We start from the raw sequence: 22,705 nt of genomic DNA on the forward strand, positions 1-22,705 counted from the left end.
GAGCTGCCCTGCAGTTTGAAACTCAGGGGTGTCGGCTTGGCGTGAAGGTGACCGTCAGACCTGATCGGCCATGTAGCCAGCCCACCTACTGATAGGCGTTGAGGAGACGGTCCGGATACTTCTCGTAGAAGTGGTCGAAGAGCGTGACGACCTTATTGTCATAGTCAGTCTTCGAATAGCGCGCGGGAAGGCCCCTGTCGAGGGTGTCCTCGATCGCAAGTTGCACTCGTGACCGTGCGCTCATTCGGCCGCGCCAATCCAAGTCCAAGAGAGACTTCAGTCTGACGAGCAATTCGCGGGCCACCAGCTTCACTTGGGCTCTCTCTTCTGAGCTCAGTTCAGGGGCTGGGCGGGTCAGGATGTCAAAGATGACCAACTCCTCCTCCGTCAAGTTCTCCCGGACATGTCGCTGATCCTCCTCTCCCATTCCTTGGGTCAGTTCGACGAGTTGCTTGAACAGGCCCTCTATGTTCGCGGCACCGGCGTTGTAAGCGGCGATCAGTTCCTCGAACTTCATTAAGAAGTCTATGCGCGTCGGATTCAGTCGGATCATGTTGTCGAGCCGGGCCCGAATCGCCGCCTTCAACATCTCTAACTCCGTGCTCTTGTGCTCGGACTTATCAAATCGCCTCCGGAGCGCCTCGAAGTCTATTTTGGAGAGGTCGATATGCCTCGTTTCGGCGATGATGCTGACCCCTGCAATGGATTGGTCCAAGACATGAGCAATCCCGGTCATCACCTCGGATATGTCGATTGGCCCCGGGCTTAAGCGTTGCTTGATCTCGCCCGCAATCGTCGCGAGGCACGCGACCCGGGGCGTAAATTTCGCCGCCAGTGGATGCGGTTTGACCGCGTTGTAGAGTGTCGCGACGAACCGCTCGATTGCCTGGAACTCCTTGCGAAGGTCGTCGGGAGCGATCATGGCGTCCACCGCATCGGCGATGAGCTCCAATTTGGCCATGCTTCCGACCTTCTCGGCCTCGATCGCGGCGAGCGACACTCCGTGCAAGGTGCAGAACTCCGCAGCCCCGGAGCATGCCTCCTCGAGGAGCTTCGCCAGGGCGTCTTTGTCCTTCACGGGGCCGCCTGCCCCTCCGCCGGGCCCATAGATCGCCAGCGCCTTCTCCAACGAAAGGAAGACGTTGGCGTAGTCCACGATCACGCCGCTCTGTTTTCCAGGATAAACGCGGTTTGCCCGAGCAATCGTCTGCATCAGCGTGTGATTGCGCATCGGCTTGTCCAGGTAGACCGTAGAACACGACGGCGCGTCGAACCCGGTCAGCCACATCGCGCACACAAAGACAAGTCGGAGAGGGTGCTTGGTGTCCTTGAACTTCTCGTCCAGCGGCTCGCGGTTCATCTTTTCCCGGTGAGGAACGATGTTCAGTCCGAGGGCAGCCAACTTCTCGATTTCGTTTTGCTCCGGCGAAACGATCAGCGCCATCTCGCTCGTGTTCAAAATCTCGAGGCGGGCGCGAAGTTCCTCTCGTTCGTTTTTTCCAAGGTGAACAGACTGAAGTGCCTTCTCGACCCGCTTGGATTCTCTCTTCCAGTGCACCGACACCTTGTCGTACATCTTCAGGGCTGTCGCCTTGTCGATGCTCACGACCATCGCCTTGCCCGGTCGCCCATCCCCGAGCAGCCCCCGTCCCAGGAAGTGGCGAACGATGTCCTTTGCCACTGTCTCCAGCCGGTCGTCCCGCGTGATCAGGTGGTACTGCTGGCCGAGCCGCTGCTCCAACAGCCGTTCCTGGTCCTCGTTCAGCCCAGCCGCCTCGACGAGGTCGTAGATGTCCTCGTTGAGGTCCGGGTTGACCAGTTGAAGCTCCGGCGTCCGGTTCTCGTAGAACAGCGGCACCGTCGCCCGGTCTTCGACCGACTGCTGGAAGTCGTAGATCGAACAGTAGTCGCCGAAGACCTAGCGGGTGCGCTCTTCGCCCGCCATGAGCGGCGTGCCGGTAAAGGCGAGGAACTTGGCGCGAGGCAACGCCGAGCGCATGTTCATCGCCATCGTGTCGTACTGGCTGCGGTGCGCTTCGTCGTTCAACACGATCACGTCGTCGCGTTCGCTGAGCTTCTCGTCGGTCTGGAACTTGTGGATCGTGGTGAAGACGTAGCGGTGGTTGCCACGCAGCAGCTCCCGCAGGTGCTCGCCACTCCGGGCATGGCACTCTTTGCTCTCTGCCTCGCTCACAGCTCCGCATGCTTTGAACGTCTTGGCGATCTGGTCGTCCAGCTCCACCCGGTCGGTGACGATCACGAACGTCCAGTTCCCCGGCAGCTTCCGCAGGATCTTCTGGGCGTAGAAGACCATTGAGAAGCTCTTGCCGCTGCCTTGGGTGTGCCAGAAGACGCCGCCTCGGCCCGTGTACTCGGCCCTGGCCCTCTCCGTCGCGGCGATCGCGTTGTTTACACCAAGATACTGGTGGTTCTGGCCGAGCACCTTCACCAGCCCCGCCTTATGCTCGCTGAAAACGGTGAAGTTCTCGACGATGTCGAGCAGCCGCGTCTTGTCGCAGACGCCGCGGAGCATCGTCTCCAGGGACACGGTGCGGGGCTCATCCTCTCTTTCGATTCGCTTCCACTCGAAGTACCTCTCCCAGTCGGCGGTGAGGCTGCCGACGTGGCTCTCGGTGCCGTTCGAGGTGATGATCGCGGCGTTGAACCACCAGAGCGCGGGGATGCCGTTGAGCGGGTGCTTGTAGCTGGTGATGTTGCCGTCGAAGGCCTCGCGGTCGGGCACTCCCGGCTTCTTGAACTCGAAGACGACGAGCGGGAGGCCGTTGACGAAGCCGATCACGTCGGGGATGCAGCTGTACATAGGCCCCGTGATCTTCAACTGGCTGACGGCGAGGAAGTCGTTGTCGGTCGGGTTCTCCCAATCAATGACCCGGGCGCGCTCCTGCTTCTGTCCACCGCTGGGGTCGGGGATCGAGACGAGCACGCCGTTCTTGAGGAGTTCGTAGACCTCCCGGTTCGCTCCCTCCGGGCTCATTCCCGTCCGGCTGCGGGTGAGGGTGTCAATCGCTTGCTGGACGCCGCTTTCGGGGAGGTCGGGATTGAGTTTCTTGAGTCCTGCGCGGAGTCTCGGCACCAGGACGACCTCACCCGGAGTCTTCCGGCCGTTCACCGAAACCCCACCCCCGGAACCCGAAGGAAACGCCTCCCCCTCCGCACACACCGTCGCCCACCCCATCTCGCGCAGCAGAGCGAGCGCAGGCTCCTCGACCAAGTGTCGCTCGGTGTAGTCGTGGCTCAAGCGGACGGCTCCCCCGGCTCCTGTATCTCCAGAATGACGACCAGCAACTGCCTGAGCGGCTCGAGTTCGAACAAATCACTCATCTTCTCGCCCAACGTTAACCTTTCTCGGAGTTCATAGACCTTCGAAAGGTCAAACTTCTTTGATCCAGGTGCCACCCAACCTTGATCCTTACTCAGGTGCTCAATCTCCCCGTCTAGAACGCCCATGCCACGACTCCTCAACTTCAGCAGGAAGGCGTTTAGCTTCTCATTGTTGAACTCGGAAGCATGCTTAGCCGTGTAGAAGAGCTCCCTGGAGTTCTCGCGCAAGTTGTTCCTGCCCTTGGCGATCGTGCCTTTCCAACTCTTACCAACGTGAGCCTGCTCGTAGAACTCCATGGGAAGCTGCTCCAAGGAAAGATGAGGCTTGACGTCGAAGTCGTCGGGCTTCGTTGGATCTCTCAGGAGAAAGTCGAAGTCGGCAAGGATGTAGCATGCCATGCCCAGTTCCAAAACCACTTTGGCCATCTTGACCAAGCGGTCCTTTCCCTCAACGGAAATGAGAGATACGTTTTGGCGATCGAGCTCGCCTGGAAAGAGTTCGTCAGCAGTCGCTCTCAGGATGTGCTCGTCAAGGCCCTCACAGAGCGCGACCTTGTCTGCGAAGAAAATCTCATTCTGGTTGTTGTTGATGAGGAGCCCAAGGAACTCGCGAGCGTCTAGTGCTTGTGCGATCGTGCCGAAGTTGCCGTCCTTCTTGACAAGGAGCAGATTAAACGTATCCGTCGCAGTCCGGAGGAACTCCACACCATGGGTGGTAATGATCACTTGGTTGCGGTTCCCGTCCAGGAAGTCGTCGAGTCGATCGCTGATCACCCGCCTTGCGTGAGGATGGAGGTACAGTTCTGGTTCCTCAACGCAGAGGAGGGCCGACGCCGCAGTGTTCACCTCTCGGGTGTAGAAGGCGAACAGGCCCATGATCGTGGCGCTCTGGATGCCAGCGCCCTTGTCAACTAAGGGGCTCTTGAAGCCGTCGTCCACGTACAAGCCGCAGTTCTTGTAAAGCTCGGCATCTGTGTCGCCATGGAACTGGATGGATAGCTTCGCTCCAGGAAAGGAAACGGACAAAGTATCGTTCTCCACCTTGTCAGTCACGCCGACGAAGATTCTGTCGCCTTCTAGCTGCACCTGCTTTAGCGCCGTCTGTAGCGCCGGATCATCTAGGCAGTCCTTGGTCAGATGGCGCATCAGCTTTCCAAACCAGGTCCACTGGGAGACCCGCAGCTGCGTCGCTGGATCGCGGAAAGCTGGGAGGATGGCGCTCTGTAGGAGCTCGTTGCGAACCGAGGCACCGAATGTCAAAACCCAGCCATGAGCCTCAGATTCTCGGTACAAGAATCGAATCTCTTTGAATATCCCCTCCTCAGTCAGGATCGCCCGGAACGCGTATGCGAAGTGACGCATGGGATCGAGCTGGGTCTTAAACTTGTTCTGGTTCTTTAGCTTTGAGTCGACCCAAACGGTATAGACTTGATCTCTGTTGGGCGCAAAGATGTGCCTATACCGAGCACCCAAGTCCGCCAGTTCAACCCGCGTGGCCTCGCCCGTGCCGTCATCCAACCTCTTTCCCCAGAAGCTGTATCCAGCGCACTTGTCAATCTCATCCCAATTTAGGTCTTCGCCCTCCTCGCGCTGGAGTTCGCACCAGATGAAGATCTCGGGTGCCGTGCTCTCAGTGACCTCTCCGTGTTCGTCCACTGTTCGGCTCCAGTGAAAGTCGGTTTCGGTGACACGCTCTGACTTCGTCCACGCTGGCGCAGCTTCGCCCAGGACAATGTCCAGCGCCCTGACGATGTTGCTCTTCCCGGCGTTGTTCCGGCCGATGATGACGTTCTTTCCAGGTGTGAAGCGCAGGTCGAGTTCGGAGATCGACCTGAATCCGCGAATGTAAAGCCGACTGAGGTGGATCAGGCACCCCCAAGAAGGCGTGGGAGCAGCAGATCGCGGGTGCGGCGTAGGGTGGCAATTGATTTCTTTAGCACAGTGACCTGCTCCAAGATTGGGTCGAGGGCTGCATTAATGCATGACAGCATGGCGGCCGGCGGAATAGCCACTTTGATTTCCTTGATGTGCGAGTCGCCAAGGTGAGCCACGGTCGTGCCAACGATCGACTTGTTAAGTTCCTGAATTGGCCTTTCGAGGAGAAGATAGAGCAGGTGGTTGCCGACCGCTCCGGTCGGCTCGAATCGTGCAACGCGTTGAACCTGCAAAGCAGGACCAGCGGACCAGACGCACATGTGGAAGTCGCCGTCCATCCCAACTAGGATATGGCCGTCACGGATGTGATACTTCGGGTGCGCTTCCTCATCGGTGTACGTTTCCGCCTTTCCCTTCGGGATGTCGCGGATACGAACGATGGGGGTTCCGATGCCGTCGGTGTTGAACTGCTGGGACTTGAAGGCAAAGCCGTAGGTGACTTGCGCAACATCCTTTACTCCCTTGACCTCCCAGCCTTGGGGGATGGGTCCGAGGGGGCTGTCGACGAGGGGGATGGATTCGTGGCCGGTGTAGCGGAAGTGGACGAACCACTCGCGGTAGAGGCGGCGGGCCATCTCGTCCAGAATCTTGATGCGGCGCTGGCAGTTCTCGATCAGGTCGTCGTAGGCGGAGAGGATGCCCGCGATACGCCGCTGCTCGCATACGCATGGCACTGCGACAGTCATCGCATGCAGGTGATTGCGGTTGACGCCCGGTACAGCTGCAGCCGAAACCTGCGTACCCAGATTGAGTGCGCCCAGGAAATACGCAATAAAGCGAGGATCGTTGCCCTTGAAGTCCTGAACATACAAGCTCGTGTTCAAGGGCCAGAAGTCAACGTCCACAAAGTGCACGGCGCCGAGCGTGCCATAGCGCCCGGTCACAACTCCCGGACCCTTAACCTTTGCCACGTTGTGATAGTCCGTTACGCCTGAGGATGAGACAATCGGCACATCTCCTAATACGCGATGCTGACTAGGCAGGTCGTAGCCACGCTTGAGGTTGACAACCTCTCCGAGTAGGCATGTACGCCACTTTGCCGTCACGAAGACCCCTTGAGCTCAGCCACATTGGTGTTTCTCATGGTCTCCGGTGCTCGCGATTCAGGGTTCGGCGATTCTCCCTTCACCTTAGATCAACCTCTGATACTGCGACACGGCAAGGGCGATCGTCTCGTCCAGCCATGGCAAGAACCTGCCCTTCACAGCTTCGATCTCTTCGGTAAAGTAAAACTCGAACGGGCGATCGGCGATCGGAATCTGCGTTCGCTGCCTCTGGCCCTCCTCCTCACCATTCTCGTTGATCAACTCAAAGATCGGAGAGCACACCATGACTCCGGCGAACTCACCTCCACGACCATGAAACGAGAACAGCAGAAGCGCCGGCGAACTACCACCGATCGTCAATCGTGCCCAGGCCCGATAAACCGTCGTGTTCGCGTAGTAGCCGAACCGTCTGGCTTCTTCGACAATCTGACCCCGGTAGAAGAAGTCGTTGTTGACATCCGATGAGTGCACATCTGCCCGAATAGGCTCCAGAAGACCGGCCACCGTATTGAGTCGATCCCAAGTGACCTGTTGAAGTGCCTTGGCAATTTGGAACACACCTCGCTGCTGCTGAGCAACCTCTTCTGCCCGGCCCCTCAGCTTGTCCTTCAAAGCCTGGATCGCCAACTCCACGGTTGTTGGCACAGATGTGAGCTCGTCACTTATGTTCAGGGCCCTGTCGAATCGGACCTGCTGTGCGGTCGACAGGACCTCCACAAGCGGCGTGAGGTCGCCTGCGTCGGCCTGCTCCAAGGCCCTGATGTATTCGGTCCGCACCTCTCTGTTCACGACTACCGGAAACAGGCCGGCACGCAGGAACACCAGGGTGGCTAGGGCACGGGCAACCCGTCCGTTGCCATCTTGGAAGGGATGGATTTGAGTAAAGCGGTGGTGTATCCACGCTGAAGCCACCTCTGGAGGCATGCCGCCTGCCTCGTGCTGAGCGTGAATCTCGACTAGCCGTTCCATTTCACCGGGGACCTGTTCCGGCGGACAGTAACAGTAGAGAACGCCCTCTCGCAAAGCGTTGTTAGGCCGGATCTTCCAGTCTCCTTTTCTCAGCTCAACCCTTATCGGGCGACCCTGAGGATCCTGGGCGTCGACATGGGATTGATGGTCCGTCATCAAACGGTGCAATTCCTTCACAGCCACCGCACTGAGTGGCTGCTTCTGGGCGATGAAACGCTCCATAAGCCAATCCAATGTCTCGACGTGGTCGCGGAGGATGCTGACAACATAATCGGCGGGCTTGTCGACAGTCCCATGTTCAAGCAGGGCCGCGGAGATGCCTTGCTCGATTAGATTCACCGTAACGCCCTTGTCTATGTGGAAGACGTCTTCGATGACGCCAGTCTCGATGGCCCATTCACGAGCCAAACGCTCGTTGAACACCCTCAACTGATCAGTATTCTCTAGCTTCTTTCTGGCCTCGGCCCACACCTCCCGTATGTTCGCGATAGCGGGGATTGCTAGGTTAGTGGTATCTTCGGCCAGGTCGGTGATCCCCGTATCAAGGGGCCAGATTTGGTGTTGGATGCTTTCGCTCACGTTCCTATCTCCAAAAGCTCCTGAACATTTCGAGCAATGATGTCCTCAAGTCCCCGGGCTTCGGTGTTCAGTGCCTCCAAATCCTCGTGCAAAAACGCTAGCTGATCCTTGAAGTCCTCATCGCTGACCTCCTCGCCGGATGCGACGCCGACGTAACGTCCAGGATTGAGCGACCAGCCTTGGGCTTCGATCTTCTCTATGGTCTCCACTTTGCACAGCCCGAGCACGTCGGCATATGTCGGCAAAGTCCCGAAGACATCCTCAAGCTTCGCCCTGGCTTCGGTCCCGCCGTGAGTATAATCAGGCTCCTCGCCCCGGTAGAGCCGAACCACATTCGCCAGAAAACCAACTTGAGCTGGCATCCAATCACGGTGGGCGCGGTCGACATCGCGCCATATTTGGCGCGCGTCGAGGAAGAGCACCTTGCCTTCGCGATCCGTGCCCTTCTTCCCCCGATCCAGGATCCATAACATACAGCCCAGCGGCACCGTGTAGAACAACTTTGGGCCTACGGCGATCATCACATCGACCGCGTGGTCTTGGATGATCTGCTTACGAATCTCCATCTCAGATGAGCTCGCGCTCTCACAACCGCTAGCCATCACGAAGCCCGCTCGCCCGCGGTCGTTCAGCGACGAATAGAAGAGCTGGATCCAGAGGTAGTTCGCGTTGTCGGGCTTGGGGAGGCCGAACGGGAAGCGGCGGCCCGGGCCGACCTGGTCCTTCAGCCGCTCCTTGTCCACCGCGTTCACGTTGAAGGGCGGATTGGCGAGGACGAAGTCGAACCTCCCGACCGCTCGGTGAGGGTCGTCGTAATAGCTGTTGACCTCGCCGCCGTGCTTGATGTCGCCTTCCAGCCCGTGCACGGCGAGGTTCATGCGGCAGAGCTGGCCGGTGGCGTCAGTCTTCTCTACGCCGTAGATGCTGAGTTCCTTGCCCGGCTCCTTCTTGTGCTCGGCGACGAACCTCGCGCTCTGGACGAACATGCCGCCCGACCCGCAGGCGGGGTCGAGGATGCGCCCGTGGTACGGCTCGATCACCTCGACGAGCAGGCGGACGATGGGGCTCGGCGTGTAGAACTCGCCGCCCTTGCTGCCCTCGGTCCGGGCGAACTCGCCGAGGAAGTACTCGTAGATGCGACCGAAGGCGTCGTAGCCGAGATCGACCTTGATCTCGGAGAACGTCCGAAGCAGGTTCTTGAGCAGGGCGCTGCCAAAGACGTTGAAGGTCTTGGGCAGGGTGCCAGCGAGCTGAGGGTTGGCCCGCTCGACACCGCGCATAGCGGTGTTGACGTTCTCACCGACGTTCGCGCCTTCCGGAAGCGTGAGCAGGGTCTCGTAGCGGGCCTCCGGGGGAAGGTAGACGACTCCCGCCGCATGGTAGTTCCTCACGTCCTCGGGGTCAATGGTGCGGCGACCGGTGGCCTCTTGCGCTTCGATCTTCTTGTGGACTTCTTGGAAGCGGGCGTCGGCGAAGCGGAGGAAGATGAGGCCGAGGATCGGTTGGGAGTACTGGGCGGCGGTCAGCCCGCTGTTGGCGCGGAACTGGTCGGCGGCGTCCCAGAGCTTCTTCTCCAGGGCCTTTGAGGCGGCGTCGGTTTCCCTTGGTGCGATCCACTTCACTGACCAGGCAGTATGGGGTACCCACATTCGTGCACGCAAGGGTGCAGGGGAACGCGGTCTTTCAATAACATGCCGCTATTCTCTCACCTTCGAACGAGCTGGCGCTATTCCTCTGTAACGAGTTCGGCTTCCCTGGGATCGAGCGTGATCAGCAGTGGATCCGACCCAAACGCAATGGTCACACCTCGACCATGCACGCCCCACAAGGTGCCCGTGCGCCCCGTCTTTTTGTCGCGGACACAGGAGCCGCGAAGCGGAAGCCACTCCAGCAAAGCAGTATTTGCCTCCTGTTCGTCTCGGAGCTCAGCGACGACCTTCGCCTTATTGGCCCTGACCTCTTGGACGAGACCCGCAGGCACAGGCGTTCGTGGAACGATGCGGACGGTACCGTCCTCTGCGAGGCCGACCTCTGCTCCCTCCACCCGAAGGCGGTCGATGAGAAAGCGCGCGTTCAGAACCGGACCTCCGTTCTCACTAGGTCGTCTTCAAAGAGCGACGTTGCCTCATGCGATTCACTCTCCACATTGGCTAGGGACACCTTGTTCTTCTCAGAAACGGGAGTTGCGGGAGGATCGGGAGGGTGCTCGTTCAATAGACCTGCGGGAGCATCCGGATTCCCTTTGTCCCCTCCCGATTCCTTCATCAAGACGGCCGCTTCGGGAGCGCTGATCGGGAGGTCGGAGTCCCCATCCGACTTCGCTAAAGATGATGGACTCCCGTTCCTCTCGATACTCCCGCTTTCTACGTCCAATAGGGATGCTGCGAATTGGATCACGCCAACGTTGCCCCAGGGCCCAAAGGCGAGTTTGCGCGTGCTGCGGTCGCCCTGGCCCTGTAGAACGAGCATCCCTCGTTGCTTCATGAGCTTCCAGAGCGACTTGCTTCCCTGCTGGACCGGTCTTCCCGCTGCTTCGCCCAATCTCGTCACCGCGGCATATGCGACAGAAGGAATCAGGTAGATGGAGTCATCGTCTTTCCACCCGATGTGTCTTCCAATGCGATCCGTTTGGTCTTTGCATGCGTTCCGAGGCAGAAGATAGACCTCCCCAGAAGCGATGCCATCGGCCAAAAGCTCGAAGAAGCGAAGGACCGGATCCTGGTCGGCATCGACCATGGCCTGTTCGCGGGCCGTCTCTTCAATACCCCAGACCGCTGCCGAGACGATCCCCTGAGCTTCGGTCGCCGACAGCCCGTTTTCAATCGCATAGTCGCCCCAAATGCGGGCAGCCTCCATCAGTTCCGCCTCGGTCTCTTTGATTCGGGTTCCGTCACGGCCTGCCAGAGACGCCGCTCGAATCCGGGCGCGCAGTTCCTCGAGCCGCCCAGCGGCCCAAACGACGAAGCCAGCCATGCACAGCGCCAAAGTCCCGTCTTCAGCATGTGATTGGGCTAACGTTAGCGCGGCCAGGTTCACGTCGTCGAGGGCAACCTCGACGACGACGGTCCTCCTCAGCTCAGATCCGCCTTCAGGAAGTTCCTCGCCAGTGGACAGGATCAGGGCTCTCGGCGGCCTAGGAGACATTAGCGTCCCATCGGCGCGCATGCGCTGGCGCCCGGATCCGTTGCCGGCTGCACGAAGGAGCCGCGAAGCCTTCCTCTGTAAGGTTTGCCGGTCGGCGAGCGATCCGCGGCCAGGTACAAAGTCATCGATGACGACCAAAGCGTCCTTGCCAGAAAAGCATGCGGCCTCAAGCGCATTGTCGGTGGAGGACCAACTCAGCGGTAACCTCTCTTTGCGGGAGAGCCCATTCCCATAGTAGGACGAGATGACCGCAGAGAGACTGGACTTCCGAGATCCGGTCGGGCCTACGAGGAAGAGTGAGAAGTAGCTTTCACCCAGTACTGCCCGCCACACCGCCGCCCACAATGGGCCGATGATCCTTGCTGGAGCGATCCGGAACACGTCGATTGCCGACGCAAGGGCCGCCGATAGTCGTTCGATGTCTGGTGGCTCGGGCAGGACGTACGGCTGAAGAACCTGTTCGAATTGGGTCTGAACCGACGAGTCGTTGCCGTCGGAACCGATAGCCCCGCCTGCATGGATGTAGACGTTGCGACCGTCGATCGCGCGCCAACCAGTGTGCGAGTACACGCGGATCTCCTGGACTTCGTCGCCAGATATGTAGAGCGCTGCTGCGCAGGCGTGCTTCTCCGCGTTTTGTCCGACGATTAGCCGCGGGCCAACACCCCACTTTGGAGACACCCAAGACCAGGAGTTGAACTGGCTAGCGGGCACGTCGACCGGCGGTAACGGCCGACCGTTCTGCATCTGGCCTTCGACGGTGAAGCACCTTCGCTCTTCGATCCCGTCGTCGACCACTTTGTCTGCGGTCACGTAAGCTACGTAGTTCTGTGTGATCGCCTCGTAGTAGCCATCGTTGCCCGTCGAAGACGGCGGTATGTAGCGCTCCAGGCGACCTTCGTGCTCGCGGTACCGATCCTCAAGGGTATGAGCGCGCGGGGTGTAAGGCTTTACAAGTGCAGCCAATTCATCAACGGTCCCACCTCCTGCGAAGAAGTCGTCGATGCCGACTTTTTGGCCGTCCGGCCCTGCCGGCAGCTGGACGCGGAACACTCGGGCACCTGCCGACTGGAGCATGGCGGCGAGCGCATCCTCAGCCTTCGCGACATGGGCATTTGTCGCCGAATCCGAGTCGTACACGATACAGATGTCCATTCCGTGTAGCCCGATCACGTCGAAGTCGCCACGCAAAATCGCCTTGCGCCGCCAGTTCCAAACTCCGGCAAGACCGACGGCCGCGAGGTTTTTACTGAGAAGCGCCAAGGTCTTTTTCTCGCCCTCTGTGACAAACAAGTACGGCTGTGCGGGACGATCCTGCTCACTTATTCCCTGCAAACCTCCGATCAGCCGACGGGCCGTGGGAAGGCAGTAAAGCCTACAGTCTGTTCCCCGTGGCTGAAGATACTTCGCCGTCTTGCCGCGCCTATCCGGCTTCGGATTATCCGGTCGGATGCGCCAGTATTCCGGATCGTTGCCCGATGACCAGGTGAGCACCGGAAATGCGAGGGCTGAGCCCACGGCGTTCGGAAATCCGATCGCTTTGAGCTCCGCTTTGGTAGAGAGAGTGCAGACGCCGGCCTCGGCCAGGATCCTCGGGCTGATCGCCGAGCCCTCTTCAAGCATCTTGCGGTGGTGTTCTGAGAGGGCCACTAGGAATTCTCCTGTTCTTCGAGGAGCTGTTTGAGAAAGGCCTCCAGGGAGGCGCGAAGGACACGTCGGCTGCGGCCGATCTTGATGCTGGGCAGTTCGCCCGATCGGATCAGTTCGTAGACACGGGAGCGAGAGAGACACAATTGTGTCTGGGCATCCGCCACCGTCATCGTAAGTGAGCTGCTTGCTACTGTCGTTCCCATACGTATTGATCAGACCACAATCGTCCAGGTAAAATGTCGCCGCAATCGTCGGAAATTCGTCGAAATGGCACCTAGCTCCATCCGCCAACAAGTCCGAAAGAAGTTAGCTCCGTTTGAGTTCGCGTGGGAGCGTCAGGGCCCCGTGACATATCTTCGAGAGGCGAAAACAGTGGCAAACCGCTGGATGCGCTTCGTCTGGGGCACCGGCCTCGATCACCACCTGTTTCAACGGGGGCGCCCGTCGCAAGACGACATCATCCTCGACCGTCCATGGCCCCAAGGCGGGTGGCCAGGGGCGCCAGTCAGCTGGTTGGCGTTTCTGGACAACCGGGAGCGCTACGATCCACGTCAGATCCCGAACATTCATCTTGACTTTACGGCCGAAGACGTCGATGTGGAACGAGTTATCAAGCTCGCCAGCACCTATGGACCACTTGGGAGGTACCTGTGCGACGTCGAAGTTCCGACACGGACATTCTTCGAAGAGGTGGCTAATACAGGCCACGAGGTCGACATCGAGCAAGAGGTTAACTCACGCAATCCGACCGTGACCGTACGTGCCGAGCGTGTCGCTGATTGGCTCGCGGCCGTCTGCAAGTTGAAGTCATTAATTACTCTCTGGAACGCGGCCTGCAGCACAGACGCCGTTTCCCTCGCTCTCTTACGCGATGCTGTTCCCAATGGAAGCCTGACACGAGTCAAAATGCCGCACCCGCCACCTTCTGGCATCCGCTACCATTCGTTTGCATCTTTACGGAGCAGAGAATGGGCACGATCGACACTGGGACATTTCCTGGACAAGTCCGATCCCCACGAGTGGGTGCGTGTGTGGGAGCTAGATCGTCTGGGAGAGGACGAGCGGCTGCGCACGATCACAAAGTTCTTGGTTACGGAACTTGTCAACCGGGAGCTTTCAGATGGTGCATCCTTCACGCTCGACCCAGTTAAGCCTTCTCGATTGCGCCTCGCACCAGTGGACCTTCTTGGGTACCTGTACTTGAGTTTTGCGAGCCAAATGGCTGGAGGGTTCATGGACTGGCGCGTATGCCCTGGATGCAGCGAATGGTTCGCTGCCACTCGGCCAAAGCAGAAATGCTGCTCCAAAAGCTGCCGGGACAAGGTCGACTATCGTAAGCCGCTGGAACTTAAGAAGCCCCGGCCATATGTCAGCCAATCGAAGTCTGAGAGTGACTGAGCACCATGCCAAAAGTATTCCGAGGTGCTAGGGCTCGTCAATGACGCCGTGTTTAGGGCAGGTGTCGAAACGCTTCAAAAGACCGATGGTCTGGTAACTACATCATTCTGCCGGACTGCTCGTCTAAGACTGGGATGTAGTTGATGTCCAAGATGCCTGTACTTCGTAACGGACCAGCATAAGAGGTAGGGCCCATCAGAGACATCGTTTCCAATAGGCGCAGTCCGCGAGCACAGTACCCAATCCTGCGAGGACGAACTAATGTGCGACACTGTTTCCGGAATTGGCTTGAGGTCGGACAGCAATGGAAGCGATGGCGTCCAGTGAAGACAGTTGGAAGAGGTGCGTGGCGATGCTTATGCGACGAGGAAGGCCGACTTCGACACCTGGAAGCCCCACCTGGCGTGCAAGGAGACTAACGCTTGGCAACGAACCGGCCAAGTCCAGCCGAGGTGAAGAGGTGGGAACCTGGCCCGAACTTGGCGAGCATGCCGGGCGAGAGCCTTGGAAGCGTGCGACCCGCAGACCCTGAACGCGACCGTAGAGCAACAGCACACCTTCTGGATGGCAAAGCGATGGCAGATCTAAATGCGGTGCCCCGTCCAGGCAGTTCGCGACATGCGCACAAAGAACCCGGACTTCTTACAGAACGCTGGTCAGGTGACAGTGTACGAACAGCAGGTCAACGTGACAGAAGGACTGGCCATGACCGGGGAAACGAATCCCGGCTAACTGCCCGCCCGAGCCGCTCCAATACGCTGAACGGAGTGCACAACTTTAGGCCCGTCATGCCTTGCGTAACTCCGGCGCTCAGACGCCGCACAACACCCCAGCCCCTTTCATCAAATGATCCCACCGACTCCACGATACCGACGACGGTCTTTGGCGTCCTGACGTTGGGAAAGATCTCCGACAGTCGATCTCGACCAACATGGTTGACAACTTCCTGGAACCGGCGCTCCAAGTAATCGTTCATCAGGGGGCGCCAGTACTCGTCGTTCATCGACTGACTTGTCATGACTTCTCCCCTGTCTCCTCGTCGCGCAGACCACAGCAGATCGTGGTCAAACGAACGGAACCAGACGAGACAGCATCCAATGTCGGCGTCGCTGCGGTCTACTTGCTTTACGCCTTCTTCAATTCGGTCGGTCAATGTAACCGGGCTTTCGGAACTGACCATCTTGCAGGCGATGCCCCACCTCTTGCCATCCGCTGAAAACAAGACGTCAGGGTTGCCGCCAACCGAACGGTAAGGGTCTTCGAGCTCTACATTGCCAAACTCCTCGTCTGCGGCGAGGCCCGTGAGAAGTTCAAGTGTTTTGTGCGTTGCAGATTCATGCGTCGGTGGACCAATCATGCACGGATCTGCATCGGTAAGAAGATGGAGGTGCGGTACGAATGGACCAAGCCGACCATTTGCGTCGGTCAGAACAACCTTATGGGCGAGGTTAAGAAAGCTTAGGCGCCTTCGGGTAGTTGGCCTGATGTCGGACTCAAGGCTGGTAACCCCGTGCTCTTCGGCCGCTATCTGCCACTCAACGACCGATAGCAGCGCACTCTCCAGAAGTGAGTCCGCTAGAATTCTCACACCCTCGCGCTTCAGGATTTCCTCGAACCGAACCGCGATGTCAACAAACTCGCGCGCAAGCCGCATTTCATCGTGGTACCTGAGTCCGGGAGTCGATCATGGGCTGCTGACATCTAAATTCGGGCGCGACCAATACGCGCGCGCGTGGTTGACGGCCGTCTCAACTTTCAGGTCGCGCCTCGGAGATCCCGAGTTTCACTCTTTCGAGATCAGATGCCGAGTACAGCCAATGTCCGCCTACGGACTTCTTAGCCAGGAGCAGCCCCCGCATGCGTAGCCTATCGAGGACGGCCTTTTCGACAGCAAGGAATTCCGCGGCCTTGAACGCGCTCAGATATCTGTCGCTCATTCCCTCTCGCCCGCCGTCGGCCACGGGCCAAGTGTATCAGCCCGCTCGGTTCAGGATCTTCCCTATCGTCGAGGCGTACCACTTGCCGCCGCCCCTGACGGTCGGCACTCCCTCTGCGTTGAGCGATTCCGCTATGGACGCAAGGCTCATACCCTTACGGCGCAGTTCCACGATTCTCCGGACGACTCCGCTTGGGACGTCGACCGGTCGTCCGAGTCTGACGCCTTGGGCTTTCTTGACGGCCAGCGCAGTTCGGGTGCGCTCAGCGATCAGCCTCCTTTCGAACTGGGCGAACTGGACGAGGATCCCGGCCATCATTTCTCCCGCTGCGGTCGATGTGTCGACCTGACAGTCGACGACGACCAGCTTCCACTTGTGAAAGGCACTCATATCCACGATGTGGCAAAAATCTGCAACCGAACGGCTGAGCCGATCGAGTTTCGCCGCGACAAGAGCATCGGCCTTCCCCTCTGTGAGAGCAAGAAGGGCTTTCTGCAGACCGGGCCTGTTCAGGGACTTGCCGCTCTGGCCCTCGTCCACGACGACTTCTGTTAGCTCCCATCCTTTCCGTGCGCACTCGGTCTCAACGGCCCGCCGCTGCGACTCGAGTCCAGCCCCCGAAGAAGCCTGCTTGTCCGTGGACACCCTCACGTAACCTATCGCCCTTGTGCGGTCGACGGTCTCTTGCGCCCGGCCCATCGCCTTGCCCATGACGTCACTATACACCAATTGTTCCTTTAGTGTATGCGCTTTGCTCTCGTTCAGGGCTCAGAGCACCGGATAGGCGATCCAGTTCCATGCCGACGCTGGCAAGAGGCCATACTAGACGTATGCGGATCGTTTCCGACGAAGATTTGATGAAGATCTGCGACCGGATCGCAGGAGGCGAATCTCTCAGGTCGATCTGCTGCGGCAAAGGCGTGCCTGACAAGGCGACCTTCTTACGCCGTGTGGCCGCCGACGCTAACCTGCGGGCAGCATACGTCACGTCCCTACGAACGAGGGCCGAGGGCTATGCCGAGGAGATCATAAGCATCGCCGACGATCCCGATTTGAGCGTCGACGAGAAACGGGTGCGCATCGATTCTCGGAAGTGGCTTGCCTCCAAGCTTCAGCCCAAGACATACGGGGAGAGGTTCCACCTGGAGAGAGAGACAGTCCAAGTCAAGGCTTATGTCCTCTTCGACCCCGCGAAGGAACTCTTCGCCGACGGCCGGGCCGAGCCTCTAGCCCTACCCCCCGGGGAGGGGGGACTTTCTGCGTGACCTGGGCTCGATCCCATGGCTATTGACCGACGAAAAATTTTTCAGCTGGTCGCGAATGTCATCTGACTAGTCGACGGTCAATTGGCCACATCGCGCGCACCTTTGTCCAGTGAATCGAGTGCTTCGACGACTCCAGTACCAACGTCAGCATTAGATTCTGCCCGGGGCGGCCCCTCACGGCCGTAGCCTAGCGGCATGAGCGACATTGTGACGAGTTCAACTTCAAAGTCAACGAAGCACCTGCTCAACTGTCACTTAAACTGTCAGACCCGGCGTGCACCGCCGCGACAAGTTCAATCGTAAGCGCCAGCCGATGATCAAGGCTTAGCGGGCCATCCCCTTTTCGCACTGGAAGGCTCCAGGGCAGTTCACGCTAGTCGCCGTGTAAGAGTCGGAAATCCGTGGCTCACCGAGGCAGAGGCGCGTTCGATTCTGACAGTTGATCGGCATGCCCGACCAAAAGCAACCCGGCTCACATGAAGAGTGTATACAACTGCAAGGCGCCATACTTGCGAATTGCCGGAACTCCGTAATGCCCTCACCTGCCCTTCCGCGACCTTCACCCTTGGAGCGACTCCTCCAGCACTATCCCCGTCTGGCCGGGTTGCTGCACAAGGGCCACGACGCCATCATCGTAGGCTCACTTCTCTATGCGGCGATTGCTTTTGCCGTTCAAACAAAGTGGATCCTTCCGGCTGAGGGGTTCCATATCGGATGGCACGAGTGGGCCGGCATTTCCATCTTTCTACTAAGCTCTGCCCTGAAACTCGGTGTTTCTTGGCAGGCCAACAAATTCCGAAATGGTCAGGTGACAAAGGGGAGCCGAGTCCTCGACGCGATGCCACCAAACATTTCATTCATCGATGCCGACGATGAACACTTTCTCCATCTGGGTGCCCTGGCAAATCGTGCTTACCCTCCTAAGTACAAATCAACGTTGACGGGAGATGATAGGACAGAAACCTTTGCACGGTGGCAGAGAGACCAACCGGGGTCGGTCAAGGTCTTGATCGAGAAAGGCCCTTTTGGAGAAACGATCATCGGCTTTTCGATCATGGCAAGGACAAAGAAGCAGACGTACCGCGAGTATCGTAACGGCTATGGCAAAGCTTTGGACTGGGTGAAGGACAACTTTGATCTTGATTTTTCAGACCAGGGCCAGTTCCTCTTCGTCTATTACGTCTACTGTCTTCACTCGGTCCCCGGCTCTGCGGACGTCGTCAATACCATGTTCGTGGAGCACGTGGCAAGCATGTGTAAGAGCCCTCGAAACTGGCCTCCCGTCATCTTCGACGCGGTCAACACGAAGGAAGGGAAAGCAAACGCACTTGGTTGGGGATTCGAGCAATCCCGGATCAGCCGCGTCGGAATGCCGATCTTCGAACTCGATTGCCGTCGGGTCCAGGATTTATCGGACGCTGCCAAGGCAACTTATCGGTCAATCTGCGATGTCGCGCTCAGAAATGCTGCGAACCTCGTTTGCCGCCGAATTACGACAAGCGATGAAATTGCCGAGGCTCAGGCTCTTCGTTTGCGAGTCTGGTCGGCGTATACGGACCCTGAGCTACCCCCCCTTCCCCGGGTCGAGTTTGATAGACGACTCCGATTCAGTAGCTTCCCACTTCGGAGTCTTCGATGGAGCCACGCTGGTTGCGTCCGCAAAGCTCACGTACTATGACGATGTCACGACGATGCCGCTCGGCAGCTATCTACCTTACGACTTCACAGCAGAGTATCCGGTCGCACTCTTCAGTCGGTTGATCATTGATGACAGATACCGAGGTCTGGGAATTTCAAAGCTCCTTTACAACGCCCGCATGGAGGCCGCAGCCCACGCTGGTGCGAAGTCTGCGATGACTGCCGTAAACAGCAGTCTCTGGGCCTTCTACAGAAGCCGTGGCTTTCGCGCGGTTTGCGAGTTCGTCGAGCAAGAGGCCCGGCTAAGGCGATTGCATCACAAGTGGATGGTCAAGATCCTCTGAAGGGTTCACCGCCGAAATGTAGGGTTGCACTGACACGTGTCTGCTTCCGTCTCTAGGCTCTTTGATCTTCGCCACTATCGTCCCTCTCGAGGATCTTGCCCAATGCCTTGGCCTCGGCCCTTCCACGAAGATAGTCGAGCCAGACGAGGTGGTCCGGTTCCGTTCCGTCAGGCGTTCGGACCGGCATGATGACGTGGGCGCGACGGAACACGTTTCCTGCGACGGACTTTCGCCAAGGTTCGAACACTCGGGCCATGCCCGAATAAGCCTGGTTCAGGCTTTCGAACTCCTCTTCAAGAGCGGGCACGAGAACCTTGCACCGCTCCAACTTCCCGTCGCGGCCCGCCGGGATCATCATGAAGAGGTCTTCTTTGAGGACGGCCAGCACATAGACCTCCTCCGCTTTGACCGGCAATACTCTCGGGGACAAAGGATCATCTGGCGTGTACTCGGCACGGAGCACGGGCCGGCCCTTCCACTCGATCGTGACATCACTGAATTCCTTTGGAACCCCATCGGCCCGGATGGCAAAGTAGCAGCGCGTCCCCTTAGCTAGGAAGGGCATGACAACAGCGCCCCCAAGCGCGAACGCAGGCGGCAGACTCGGGAACGACGTGCCTGCTGCGCGAATTCGGAACCGGCTCCCGACCTTTAGCTCCAAAGGAAGCCCGGTGTTGAGTTCGACCAGTCCGTTCTCCGTCTGGCGGGCATCGACGTCGATCTTGTGAGTGAAGAAGTACGTCAGGCTCGCCCACGGTTCGGCGTTCTCGGCGGGCCGTTCCAGCGGTTCCGGATCCAGTCCGCGGGCCAGCGAGATCAAGCGCTGACGAGCGATCGAATACTTGTAGACCCTCTGACGGTCACGGTCGGTCGGAACGGCGATCCTGCCGATGTCCATGTTGTCCTGCAGGTCGGCCAGCTTCACGGCCGCCGCGACCGGGTGCGCTGCACAGCGCTCGACGAAGGCCATATATTGCGACCACTCGGAGAGGTCAACACCCGGGTCTTTCGTCACGAGTCTTAGAGGTCCAAGGACGTCTTCTGAAAGACCTTCCTTAGCAAGTCTTTCGAACGACCAACCGGGGCAGTCTTCTACCACGTCGTGTAAGAGTGCGACCGTCTTCTCGACGACGCCCTTGAGCTGAGCCGCCACTCTAAGAGGATGCAGGATGTACGGCGAACCTGATTTGTCCAATTGTCCGGCGTGCGCCTCGGACGCGATCCGCAGGGCCTTCTCTAGGGTCCAGTTTGCGACGGCCCGCGACACTTCGGCGCTCAGTCGTTCGAAGAGCTCTGAGGACCGAAGCCTGCTCCCGCCGCCGCGTTTGTTCGATCCCGCGTTCCAGCGGCCACCGAACGCCGGATCGACTTTCGCCATATCCAAACTCCTCAGCGTGAAGCCCATTGGCGCGTCGGGGGCCAACCTCAGTTTCAGCTCGGTCCTCGCTGAGTCTTTTGTGTGAGGGAACGTCAGTGCCAGGATCCACGCGTCCTTGACGAACGGCGCGACAAGGTCGCTTTCTATCTTGTCGTCCAGGGCTATGAAGGCCATCCTTCCCTCTCGCAAGGCACCGAACGCGAGGCCCTTAGCCTTCTCCCTGTCGGCAAGACGGTGAGCGAGCAGGTTTTGGGCACGGACTGGAAGTGGCGCCCCGCGTTCGGCCTGCGAAAGACACTCCAGGGAGAACGGCAGGTCGCGGAAGTCTTGGACGGCCTGTAAGACGTCTGCGATCGGATCAGGTGAACCTGTGTGGTCGGCCGCGACAACTGCCTCTAGATACGCCGCCTTGGGCTCGAGCAGTCCGGCGACGATTGCGGCTGAAACGACGCTGTCGCAGTCCGTGTGGTTGATGACCACGGCCGCCGCGGTCCCGCGGTCTTCTCGATAGACGGCTGCCAGGTTTCCACTGCTCACGTGCCGCTCCCATCGAGCGTCCGGAGCGTGATGGTCGACCACGCAAAGTCTGCCCGTCTCATAGCCCCATGGCCGGGCGGCGGCGTCTTCAATCCCTTGCGGGCAGAAGTCGCAGACGACGATCGGCCCGACCGGGATCAGGTCGAGGACCTGTTCGACGGTCGGGGCGGAAGTTTCAGTGAGGAGGAAGATCGGGCCGAACCTGCCCTCGATCTCGGGTGCTATGCGGTTGTGCATACCGTCGCGGATCCGCCGGGAGGTCTCACATGGGCTCGACCGGGGGAATGTGGAACCGCGCTTCCATGATACTCCCATCAAACGATGCGGAAGGACGCTACTACAAACCGGCACAAGGATCCTTTCAAAGAGCGACGCTCCAGGCTTACGTTCCGGTGCCAGGTCCTGCTCAAGAACCTCCTCGCAACCGGCAGGCAACGAGGAGGACCAAGAGCTAGTGCAGGGGTCTGAGCGACATGTTGCAGACCCGAATCCTCCGAACCTATGGTGTGACGATCTGGTTCGCGTACTCGATCGATACACAAGGCAGGAGGGCGGACGAGGGCCCCGTCTGCCTGACCGTGACCCGTGCCCTCGTTTCTCCGCTGCCGGCCGCCACATATTCGGACAAATCCCCCGCAGCGGAGCCCGTATAGGTCGTGTACGATCCGCCAAGGTTCGCTTCTAAGAGTAGGTCGTCGGAACCCTTGTTGTAGTTGAACTGCCACAGCCCGATCTTCAGGGAACCGCTGTTGTTCCACTTCGCCTTCACGGCAAAGTCAATCGTCGCCGGAGCGGAAACGGTCGTTGCGAACTTCAGCTGCGTGCTGATGATCGGTGCGGATTGGTTCGGCAAGATGAACTTGCAGACGATCTGTGCGTCGTTGTCGTCGGCAGCCAAGCTTGCGAGGTTGCCCCGAGTCAGCTTGCCCAGATTGACCACTTGGGCGACCGGAGCGAGCACCTGAGTCCGCAGGCCGCGGATCATCCAACCTCTCGTGGCATTGTGAAAATAACCGATGCCGACGATCGTGTTGCCGTCAGTACTGATCGCCGTCGTCCTGGTGAGCTGCCATCCCGTGAGGTCGACCCCTTGCGAAGCTGCAAGGACGTTAACATCGACAAGGCCGGTCTCGGCCGTCCAGAGTAGGGCCTTCTGATCGCTGGTGTAGCCGACGATCATCCGTCCGTCGCCACTGATGCCCGTTGCATAGGTCGCGCCGCCGCCCGACAGGTTTCCAAGGCCGACCATCCCGCTCTCCTCGGTCCAAACGCACGCCATGAAGTTACTGTTCGCGCAGACGACGGAGCCGTCAGCGCTGACTCCAGTGGCGTCAGAGGCACCGGCTCCAGCGGCGACACCAAGGTCTCGTGGAACGCCGTTGTGCCACAAGACGGCGTGGAACGTGCTTGGCGTGTTGCTCGATCCGGCTATGAACGTTCCGTCCGGACTCATGGCCACTGCGTAAGACTCTGTTCCTCCGGGAAGCATGGCCAACTGCTCCATGCCTGTTTGAGCCGTCGGTAGTGGGTCAGTTTGAAATAA

Annotated in this window: 14 protein-coding genes and 2 pseudogenes; 4 read left to right on the forward strand and 12 right to left on the reverse strand. The window is 59.1% G+C overall.

Going from position 1 to position 22,705, the window contains the following annotated elements:
* Positions 1-85: 85 nt before the first annotated feature.
* From JST30_13455 to JST30_13485, 7 genes and pseudogenes are all read right to left on the reverse strand, one after another.
* Positions 86-3,259 (reverse strand): annotated as a pseudogene (locus tag JST30_13455) (type I restriction endonuclease subunit R).
* Complete coding sequence (locus tag JST30_13460) at positions 3,256-5,271, reverse strand: AAA family ATPase (protein ID MBS1715332.1); 2,016 nt, start codon at positions 5,269-5,271, stop codon at positions 3,256-3,258. The pseudogene JST30_13455 and the gene JST30_13460 overlap by 4 nt, the downstream one beginning before the upstream one ends.
* Positions 5,208-6,323, reverse strand: coding sequence for a restriction endonuclease subunit S (locus tag JST30_13465; protein ID MBS1715333.1), 1,116 nt, complete (start codon positions 6,321-6,323; stop codon positions 5,208-5,210). The genes JST30_13460 and JST30_13465 overlap by 64 nt, the downstream gene beginning before the upstream one ends.
* Positions 6,324-6,407: 84 nt before the next feature.
* A complete protein-coding gene (locus JST30_13470; protein ID MBS1715334.1) occupies positions 6,408-7,871 on the reverse strand; it encodes a Fic family protein in 1,464 nt (487 codons plus the stop codon).
* Complete coding sequence (locus JST30_13475; GenBank protein ID MBS1715335.1) at positions 7,868-9,493, reverse strand: SAM-dependent DNA methyltransferase; 1,626 nt, start codon at positions 9,491-9,493, stop codon at positions 7,868-7,870. Before JST30_13475 ends, JST30_13470 begins: the two co-directional genes overlap by 4 nt.
* Before the next feature lie 451 nt (positions 9,494-9,944).
* Entirely contained in the window at positions 9,945-12,665 is a 2,721-nt protein-coding gene (locus tag JST30_13480) for a DUF3854 domain-containing protein (GenBank protein MBS1715336.1), read from the reverse strand.
* Positions 12,665-12,868, reverse strand: a complete 204-nt coding sequence (locus JST30_13485) for a helix-turn-helix domain-containing protein (GenBank protein ID MBS1715337.1) — start codon at positions 12,866-12,868, stop codon at positions 12,665-12,667. The genes JST30_13480 and JST30_13485 overlap by 1 nt, the downstream gene beginning before the upstream one ends.
* A gap of 184 nt (positions 12,869-13,052) precedes the next feature.
* On the opposite strand from JST30_13485, the gene JST30_13490 reads away from it, so the two are divergent.
* Positions 13,053-14,063, forward strand: coding sequence for a hypothetical protein (locus JST30_13490; GenBank protein MBS1715338.1), 1,011 nt, complete (start codon positions 13,053-13,055; stop codon positions 14,061-14,063).
* A gap of 682 nt (positions 14,064-14,745) precedes the next feature.
* Here the strand turns inward: JST30_13490 and JST30_13495 are convergent.
* From JST30_13495 to JST30_13505, 3 genes are all read right to left on the reverse strand, one after another.
* Positions 14,746-15,717, reverse strand: a complete 972-nt coding sequence (locus JST30_13495) for a hypothetical protein (GenBank protein ID MBS1715339.1) — start codon at positions 15,715-15,717, stop codon at positions 14,746-14,748.
* Between the two features lie 94 nt (positions 15,718-15,811).
* On the reverse strand, positions 15,812-16,024 hold the full coding sequence (locus tag JST30_13500) for a MerR family transcriptional regulator (GenBank protein ID MBS1715340.1): 213 nt from the start codon (positions 16,022-16,024) through the stop codon (positions 15,812-15,814).
* Between the two features lie 12 nt (positions 16,025-16,036).
* Positions 16,037-16,699 carry a recombinase family protein gene (locus JST30_13505; GenBank protein ID MBS1715341.1) on the reverse strand — a complete coding sequence of 221 codons (663 nt, stop codon included), beginning with the start codon at positions 16,697-16,699 and terminating at the stop codon, positions 16,037-16,039.
* A 131-nt stretch (positions 16,700-16,830) separates the two neighbouring features.
* Here JST30_13505 and JST30_13510 point away from each other — a divergent pair, with 131 nt between their 5' ends.
* From JST30_13510 to JST30_13520, 3 genes are all read left to right on the forward strand, one after another.
* Positions 16,831-17,265, forward strand: coding sequence for a hypothetical protein (locus JST30_13510; protein ID MBS1715342.1), 435 nt, complete (start codon positions 16,831-16,833; stop codon positions 17,263-17,265).
* Between the two features lie 565 nt (positions 17,266-17,830).
* Positions 17,831-18,943, forward strand: coding sequence for a hypothetical protein (locus JST30_13515; GenBank protein MBS1715343.1), 1,113 nt, complete (start codon positions 17,831-17,833; stop codon positions 18,941-18,943).
* The gene (locus JST30_13520) at positions 18,855-19,247 is read left to right on the forward strand and encodes a GNAT family N-acetyltransferase (protein MBS1715344.1); all 393 of its coding nucleotides are present in this window, start codon (positions 18,855-18,857) and stop codon (positions 19,245-19,247) included. Before JST30_13515 ends, JST30_13520 begins: the two co-directional genes overlap by 89 nt.
* A gap of 838 nt (positions 19,248-20,085) precedes the next feature.
* Here JST30_13520 and JST30_13525 read toward each other — a convergent pair.
* Both JST30_13525 and JST30_13530 read right to left on the reverse strand, forming a co-directional pair.
* Positions 20,086-20,514, reverse strand: a pseudogene (locus JST30_13525) (HD domain-containing protein).
* A gap of 1,147 nt (positions 20,515-21,661) precedes the next feature.
* Positions 21,662-22,615 carry a hypothetical protein gene (locus JST30_13530; protein ID MBS1715345.1) on the reverse strand — a complete coding sequence of 318 codons (954 nt, stop codon included), beginning with the start codon at positions 22,613-22,615 and terminating at the stop codon, positions 21,662-21,664.
* Positions 22,616-22,705: the final 90 nt, after the last annotated feature.

Source organism: Armatimonadota bacterium (genome assembly GCA_018268395.1).
Classification (GTDB): Bacteria; Armatimonadota; Fimbriimonadia; order Fimbriimonadales; family Fimbriimonadaceae; genus JAEURO01.

Coding starts and splice junctions, on each gene's coding strand:
- JST30_13485 (MBS1715337.1), bottom strand. CDS start 12,868: ATGGGAACGACAGTAGCAAGCAGCTCACTTACGATGACGGTGGCGGAT.
- JST30_13490 (MBS1715338.1), top strand. CDS start 13,053: ATGCGCTTCGTCTGGGGCACCGGCCTCGATCACCACCTGTTTCAACGG.
- JST30_13495 (MBS1715339.1), bottom strand. CDS start 15,717: ATGCGGCTTGCGCGCGAGTTTGTTGACATCGCGGTTCGGTTCGAGGAA.
- JST30_13505 (MBS1715341.1), bottom strand. CDS start 16,699: ATGGGCCGGGCGCAAGAGACCGTCGACCGCACAAGGGCGATAGGTTAC.
- JST30_13510 (MBS1715342.1), top strand. CDS start 16,831: ATGCGGATCGTTTCCGACGAAGATTTGATGAAGATCTGCGACCGGATC.
- JST30_13530 (MBS1715345.1), bottom strand. CDS start 22,615: ATGAGTCCGGACGGAACGTTCATAGCCGGATCGAGCAACACGCCAAGC.